This is a genomic window from Microcoleus sp. (genome assembly GCF_041354475.1).
Taxonomy (GTDB): Bacteria; Cyanobacteriota; Cyanobacteriia; order Cyanobacteriales; family Microcoleaceae; genus Microcoleus.
This window is the reverse complement of sequence record NZ_JBGJZU010000131.1, coordinates 1-5,803: the sequence shown is the minus strand read 5'-3', so window position 1 is coordinate 5,803 and position 5,803 is coordinate 1. Positions and strand designations below refer to the sequence as shown.

Below are 5,803 nucleotides of genomic sequence, written 5' to 3'. Positions count from 1 at the left end.
CAAGAAAAAACATTTTTTAGGCGACTATCAAAAGATTGATCGCCCTTAAAAGATGTAGGCGACTCAAGTCGCAGCCACGTTCCTCCCCATGTCTAAAGCCAGGGGCTTCCCGCTCGTTTTTCGGTGAAGCCTGTGTCTATCACAAACTCGATCGGGAAAGTCGAGCCGCTTGGGAGGAGAAACGTCAACGCGACGATCGCGTGCCGATCGGTCACAATACCAGAAATCACTTGTTGACACGCTCCATTACACCACCCAACGAGGCAGCCACATTGTAACCAATACGAATGCCAAAAAGTCGAGCATACGGATGCTTTGCCCTCAGACTATGCGCGGCTTTTAGCCCAGTTTCATCAACTTCGTAGTCACCTGTTTCTATGTCAATGATGACCATCTTGCCAATATTTTCTTCTAACTCTATTTTTTTGCGGATGGTGCTCTCATACAAATGTTTCGCACGACGCGCGACTTCTTCACGACTCAAAAGGATTGTTTGCATACATTTTTCCTTTTTTGTAATTCTTGATGCTGTTATGGATATGATAGCTCACTTACACGGCTACATAACGCTGACTGAGTAGGCACGAATTGCTCCATCTACTGTCGCAATAGTCATACCATTCTCTAAAGCTTGACAGATCAGCATTCTGTCAAATGGATCGCGATGTAATGGTGGCAGTTTAGCCAATTGAGCTACACTACTTTCATCAAGAGCAAGACTGACTATTTGATGAAGATTGCGCTGTTTGGGTAAATATGTTTCGGGATGCTCCGGCAGAGCTAACTTACCCAACTGGTACTTGACAATTGCTTCCCAGACTGAAACTGCACTCAAATAGACCTCATTATCTGGATCGCGAATTGCATGTCGAACATCTGTTGATAACTGGGCGTCACCACTGATGAACCATAAAAAGATGTGCGTATCTAACAAAATCTTCATTTACCTTCAAATGCACTGAGGATATCTTCCGGCAAAGGAGCGTCGAAATCATCTGGAACTGTAAACTCGCCTGCACACAAACCGAATGGTCGTAATTGCTTGCTGCTAGAAATAGGTCTGAGTTCGGCGATCGGCTTATCTGCTTGCAGGATCACAAAAGTTGCACCTGCTTCCACTTGACGCAGATACTTTGAAGGATCGCGCTGAATTTCGTCAACTGTCACGTTCAACATAAAAATGCCTCTAGTGCGTATTTATTTTACCACGACTCTAAAAACTCTTCAACGGTCAATTCAATATCACCTGCAATCTGTCGCAGCAATCTCGGAGAAATATCGCGACCTTTATGAAATGGAACAGTGGTTCCTCGACCATCTTCATGACGAAACTGTTTATGCGATCCCTTCTGACGAACCTCCACAAACCCAAGACTTTCTAAGATGCGAACAATCTCTTGGGGCTTCAAAACAGGAATATTGCTCATAATCTACGCAACTACTATTTGCTGAGTACCAACAAACTCTGTATTGAAGGCTGGGTTCTCATCTTCCAACAGCATCTCGATCACTTCACGCAGGTTTGCTTGTAGCTCGTCTAAAGTTTCTCCTTGAGAATGCGCTCCTGGGAAACCGGGAACATAGCCTACATACAAAGCAGTTTCATGGTCTTTCTCAACAACCGCAGTGAACGTTCTCATAAAGTTAAATTCAAACAGCTTGATTTTTAAGCAAAACCGAACAGCTCTAAGTATAGCAGATATGTCTCGCAAAAAACAACAATTAAGACTATAAATTCAGAGAGCGATTTCAATAAGCAATTCAATACTCACAGACTGGCAAGCTGTGGATTGTTTTTCCTAAGATTTTGTAATTGTAATCCATCAAGCTTGATTGGAGCATTCTCTTCAAACCAATTGTAAAGCTTGGATGCAAGAGACTCCAACCGCAACGGTTTGGAATTAAAACCCGATCGCATACCTTGACGCACATCATCAATAGTTATTCCCTGCTCGATCAAGAAAGGAATAATATCAATTAAGTTGTTCTCAATATCTTGCGGCTGAAAACTGTACTCTGGATCTGCTTTTAGAGTATACCTACGGCGACGTTTCAAATGATGCTGGTGCATCGCCCAACGGTAGTGATCGTTGTATGCCTCATCATTATCAACAATCACGTCATTGCGATCGATGATATTGGCATTTCCCCAATATACTTTTTCTGCAACAACAAATACGAGATCGCAATAGAGACGACAGAAATTTGGAAAGGAATCGCCACTCACCCAAAAGTTGATATCTCCAACATTAGGTTTCATCTGCGTAATGTGACAATACGTATGCAGAAATTGCTTGTTCCAAATGTATGGATCTTGATTACCGCCAATACGATCGTGATAAACGACAGTAGCATCAAGCGCTGCTACAGCACGAGACGGATGGTAGATGAGATAACCATTCATGCTAAAAACCTAACGAAAATGCAACCCAGAGACGCACCATTAATGTGGTCCTCCCCCAATGATATTTTTCTCCCAAATTTCTCCCAGACTATACTCGTCAAGCCAAGCATCTAATTTTGTGGGATTTAGCCTCTTAAATTGCGATTCCTTGCCCTCTCGATTCACCGCAATTACATCGTCAGGATCGAAATTATCCAAGAAAGAACTAGATTGAGTGCTAATGAGAATTTGCGTATGGAGTGCAGCCTTACTAAACAAATCTGCCACAACATTTAGAGCGTAGGGGTGCAGCCCTAATTCCGGCTCATCAACGACAATGAGTTCTGGCAGTTCATCTTCTGGCTGTAAGAGCAGCGTGGCAAGACATATGGCACGCAAAGTACCATCTGAAAATTGATGCGGCCCAAATACCCGATCGGACCCCTTTTCTCGCCAGTTGAGAATGACGCGATTAGATGCGTCTGGCTCAAGAACAAAGTCATCGAAGAACGGTGCAATAAGACGGATGGTTCCGATAATGCGTTGATAAGCTGCACCCTCATTTTCTTCACGGAACCTCAGAAGTAATGCAGCTAAATTTCCAGCATCGGGCATTAGCCATCGGCTGTCACCAACGTAACAGGATTGTCGGACTCCCGCCGTAGAAGATGTGTCATGAAAATGGTATACACGGCAACGATTCAGCAAATATTCCAGCATTTTAGCCGTTTGCTTACCTTCCTTTGCTGCTTCTTTGATTCTGGTTTCCTGATGTCCTGCACCTAATTCGTCAGTCCTTGGGGATGTCCTGCCTGTTTGCAGAAAGCTCAAAGTCTCTTCGGCAAAAATAAGGGTATCACCAGCCGCATGAAACAGCCGAAAATGATAGGAGTCCACCCCATTTTCGACTTCAAATTCTAGTTTTGCTTCTATTTGGGGCGTTGTCTTAGGTCCAAAATATAGGAGGGATTGAGCTCGACCAGATACACCAATAAACTGTTGGAAGCGTCCAGCCATCATCTCGTTTAGCATCTTGAAAAACGAGATGAGATTGCTCTTTCCTGCTCCATTTGCTCCAATCAGGATATTTAGGGGATGTAGCTGAATATCTATTGCCTTAATAGACTTAAATCCATTGAGGGTTAATCTTTGTAGCCTATTCAAAAGTCAGTCTCCTAAGTCTGCGATGGTGTGTTTGCTTTTTTGCATAATGTCTAACTATTAATTATACCGCTGTTACGGTCTAACACTCCGATCGCGCTCCTTGACCCCATACCCACTTTGTTTCTCAAACCCAACTCCAGATTACTTGAAAACCAAAGTTTGCCGGATTTGTCTATCAACAAAAACAGAAAACCCCCAAACTCTCTGAAAAATAGGGTTTGGGGGTTTTATTCCTAAATCTCGTTCAAATCACAACTTACTAAGTTCGATCGCCGGAGCACGCAAAGACACCGTTTTATTAGCAGCAGCCTTAGCCACCAACGAAGGTACAGAATCCCGCAATCTTGCCGTCAACTGAACAGTAGTGGCATCATAAACCTGAGTCAACATCTTCGGATACAAACCAATGCCAATAATCGGCACTAACAGCGCAGCAATGATAAACACTTCACGCGGTTCTGCATCCACCAATTCTTCATGTTCCGCCAATTCCTTGTTTTCCGGGCCGTAGAAGATTTCCCGCAGCATTGAAAGCAGATAAATCGGAGTCAAAATCACCCCGACAGCAGCTAAACATACCACGCAAACCTTAAATACTGGATTGTAAGCATCGCTGGTTGCAAAACCGACAAACACCATCAATTCTGCTACAAAACCGCTCATTCCGGGCAATGCCAAAGAAGCCATAGAACAAGCAGTCCACATGGCGAAAACCTTACGCATTTTCTGCCCAACACCGCCCATTTCGTCGAGCATGAGGGTGTGAGTGCGATCGTAAGTGCAACCAACCATAAAGAACAAACTCGCCCCAATTAAACCGTGGGAAACCATTTGCAGCATTGCACCGCTAATTCCCAAATCGGTAAACGAAGCTATCCCGATTAACACAAAGCCCATGTGGGAAATCGAAGAATAAGCAATTTTCCGCTTCAAGTTTCGCTGCGCAAAAGAAGTTAAAGCAGCGTAAACAATGTTTACCACACCCAAAATTACCAAAATCGGTGCGAAGACAGCGTGAGCATCCGGGAGCATTCCTGCATTCATCCGCAACAAAGCGTAGCCACCCATTTTTAGCAGAATTCCTGCTAGCAACATATGGGCTGGTGCGGTGGCTTCGCCGTGAGCGTCGGGGAGCCAAGTGTGTAGGGGGAAAATCGGCAGTTTGACACCGTAAGCTATTAGGAAACCTGCGTATAGTAGCAATTCGATATTGGGGGCGAAGTCTTTAAGTGCGATCGCCCGCATATCAAAAGTCACCGTATCGCCATAAAACGCCATCGTCAGCGCACCAACCAAAATAAACAGCGAACCGCCCGCCGTGTACAGAATAAACTTAGTTGCTGCGTAGAGCCGTTTTTTGCCACCCCAGATGGACAAAATCAGGTAAATCGGCACTAATTCTAATTCCCAAACCAGGAAAAATAGCAACATATCCTGCACGGCAAAAACGGCTATTTGCCCGCCGTACATTGTCAGCATCAAAAAGTAAAATAGCTTCGGTTTAAACGTAACTGGCCAAGCTGCTAAAGTAGCTAAAGTAGTAATAAAACCAGTCAGCAAAATCAGCGGCATCGATAAACCATCAGCACCCACAGACCAATTCAAATCCAGTTGCTGTACCCAAGTATAACTTTCTACCAGTTGCAGTCCCGGATTGCTGAAGTCGTACTGAGTGTAAAAAGCGTAAACAAGCAGAGCAAAATCAATCAAACCGACAATCAAAGCATACCACCGCACCGTCTTGCCATCCTTATCGGGAATCAAAGGAATTAGCAAAGCCGCAGCAATAGGAAACAGGATTGTTGTTGTTAACCAGGGAAAGTTAGCTGTATCCATTGCATTTTAAAATTATCCATCAATTATTAGGTTTAAACATATTTTGGCAATTTTGCTCTAAATTTTATACTTTCTTTATACGAAGCCGAGTTTTTGCAATAATTGCTACGAATGATGCGATCGCATAATTTGAGTTTAATCAAAAATTTATTTCTATTGGCTAATTGTCAATTGTGAGTTATTAAGTTAAGGTCAGTTCTTAAAATATCTTTTGGTGGGACATGACAATACTTTTAATCGTGTGAACTTAACTCTACAAACCTTTGTATCTCTTGTCGATCGCTGAGTTCAGATCCCCCTAAATCCCCACCCCCCCCTAGGGCGTGTTTTCAAACTACTCCTTAAGATTTAGATCCCCCTAAATCCCCCTTAAAAAGGGGGACTTAAAGACTCTTTCCCCCCCCTTTTTAAGGGGGGCTG

At 43.6% G+C, this 5,803-nt stretch carries 8 protein-coding genes; all 8 read right to left on the bottom strand.

What is annotated here, in order from left to right; translation table 11 throughout:
- Positions 1-226 precede the first annotated feature (226 nt).
- The 8 genes from ACBR23_RS27805 to ndhD1 all read right to left on the bottom strand — a co-directional run bounded on the left by ACBR23_RS27805 (position 227) and on the right by ndhD1 (position 5,383).
- Entirely contained in the window at positions 227-499 is a 273-nt protein-coding gene (locus ACBR23_RS27805) for a hypothetical protein (protein ID WP_371118171.1), read from the bottom strand.
- A gap of 60 nt (positions 500-559) precedes the next feature.
- On the bottom strand, positions 560-943 hold the full coding sequence (locus tag ACBR23_RS27800) for a type II toxin-antitoxin system VapC family toxin (RefSeq protein WP_371118172.1): 384 nt from the start codon (positions 941-943) through the stop codon (positions 560-562).
- Positions 940-1,176, bottom strand: coding sequence for a type II toxin-antitoxin system Phd/YefM family antitoxin (locus ACBR23_RS27795; RefSeq protein WP_333032448.1), 237 nt, complete (start codon positions 1,174-1,176; stop codon positions 940-942). Before ACBR23_RS27795 ends, ACBR23_RS27800 begins: the two co-directional genes overlap by 4 nt.
- Before the next feature lie 26 nt (positions 1,177-1,202).
- Entirely contained in the window at positions 1,203-1,427 is a 225-nt protein-coding gene (locus ACBR23_RS27790; protein ID WP_371118173.1) for a type II toxin-antitoxin system HicA family toxin, read from the bottom strand.
- A 3-nt stretch (positions 1,428-1,430) separates the two neighbouring features.
- Positions 1,431-1,640: a type II toxin-antitoxin system HicB family antitoxin gene (locus ACBR23_RS27785; RefSeq protein WP_371118174.1), complete on the bottom strand. Its 210-nt coding sequence runs from the start codon at positions 1,638-1,640 to the stop codon at positions 1,431-1,433.
- A 128-nt stretch (positions 1,641-1,768) separates the two neighbouring features.
- Positions 1,769-2,404, bottom strand: coding sequence for a hypothetical protein (locus ACBR23_RS27780; protein WP_371118175.1), 636 nt, complete (start codon positions 2,402-2,404; stop codon positions 1,769-1,771).
- Between the two features lie 39 nt (positions 2,405-2,443).
- Positions 2,444-3,547 (bottom strand): AAA family ATPase, encoded by a 1,104-nt coding sequence (locus ACBR23_RS27775; RefSeq protein WP_341738141.1) that lies wholly within the window; start codon positions 3,545-3,547, stop codon positions 2,444-2,446.
- A 249-nt stretch (positions 3,548-3,796) separates the two neighbouring features.
- The gene (gene ndhD1, locus ACBR23_RS27770) at positions 3,797-5,383 is read right to left on the bottom strand and encodes a photosynthetic/respiratory NAD(P)H-quinone oxidoreductase subunit D1 (protein ID WP_371118176.1); all 1,587 of its coding nucleotides are present in this window, start codon (positions 5,381-5,383) and stop codon (positions 3,797-3,799) included.
- Between the last annotated feature and the right edge of the window lie 420 nt (positions 5,384-5,803).

What these genes read in the sequence shown, in the direction of transcription:
- ACBR23_RS27790 (WP_371118173.1), bottom strand. Translation starts at nt 1,427, where the DNA reads ATGAGCAATATTCCTGTTTTGAAGCCCCAAGAGATTGTTCGCATCTTA.
- ndhD1 (WP_371118176.1), bottom strand. Translation starts at nt 5,383, where the DNA reads ATGGATACAGCTAACTTTCCCTGGTTAACAACAACAATCCTGTTTCCT.
- ACBR23_RS27780 (WP_371118175.1), bottom strand. Translation starts at nt 2,404, where the DNA reads ATGAATGGTTATCTCATCTACCATCCGTCTCGTGCTGTAGCAGCGCTT.
- ACBR23_RS27795 (WP_333032448.1), bottom strand. Translation starts at nt 1,176, where the DNA reads ATGTTGAACGTGACAGTTGACGAAATTCAGCGCGATCCTTCAAAGTAT.
- ACBR23_RS27785 (WP_371118174.1), bottom strand. Translation starts at nt 1,640, where the DNA reads ATGAGAACGTTCACTGCGGTTGTTGAGAAAGACCATGAAACTGCTTTG.
- ACBR23_RS27805 (WP_371118171.1), bottom strand. Translation starts at nt 499, where the DNA reads ATGCAAACAATCCTTTTGAGTCGTGAAGAAGTCGCGCGTCGTGCGAAA.
- ACBR23_RS27800 (WP_371118172.1), bottom strand. Translation starts at nt 943, where the DNA reads ATGAAGATTTTGTTAGATACGCACATCTTTTTATGGTTCATCAGTGGT.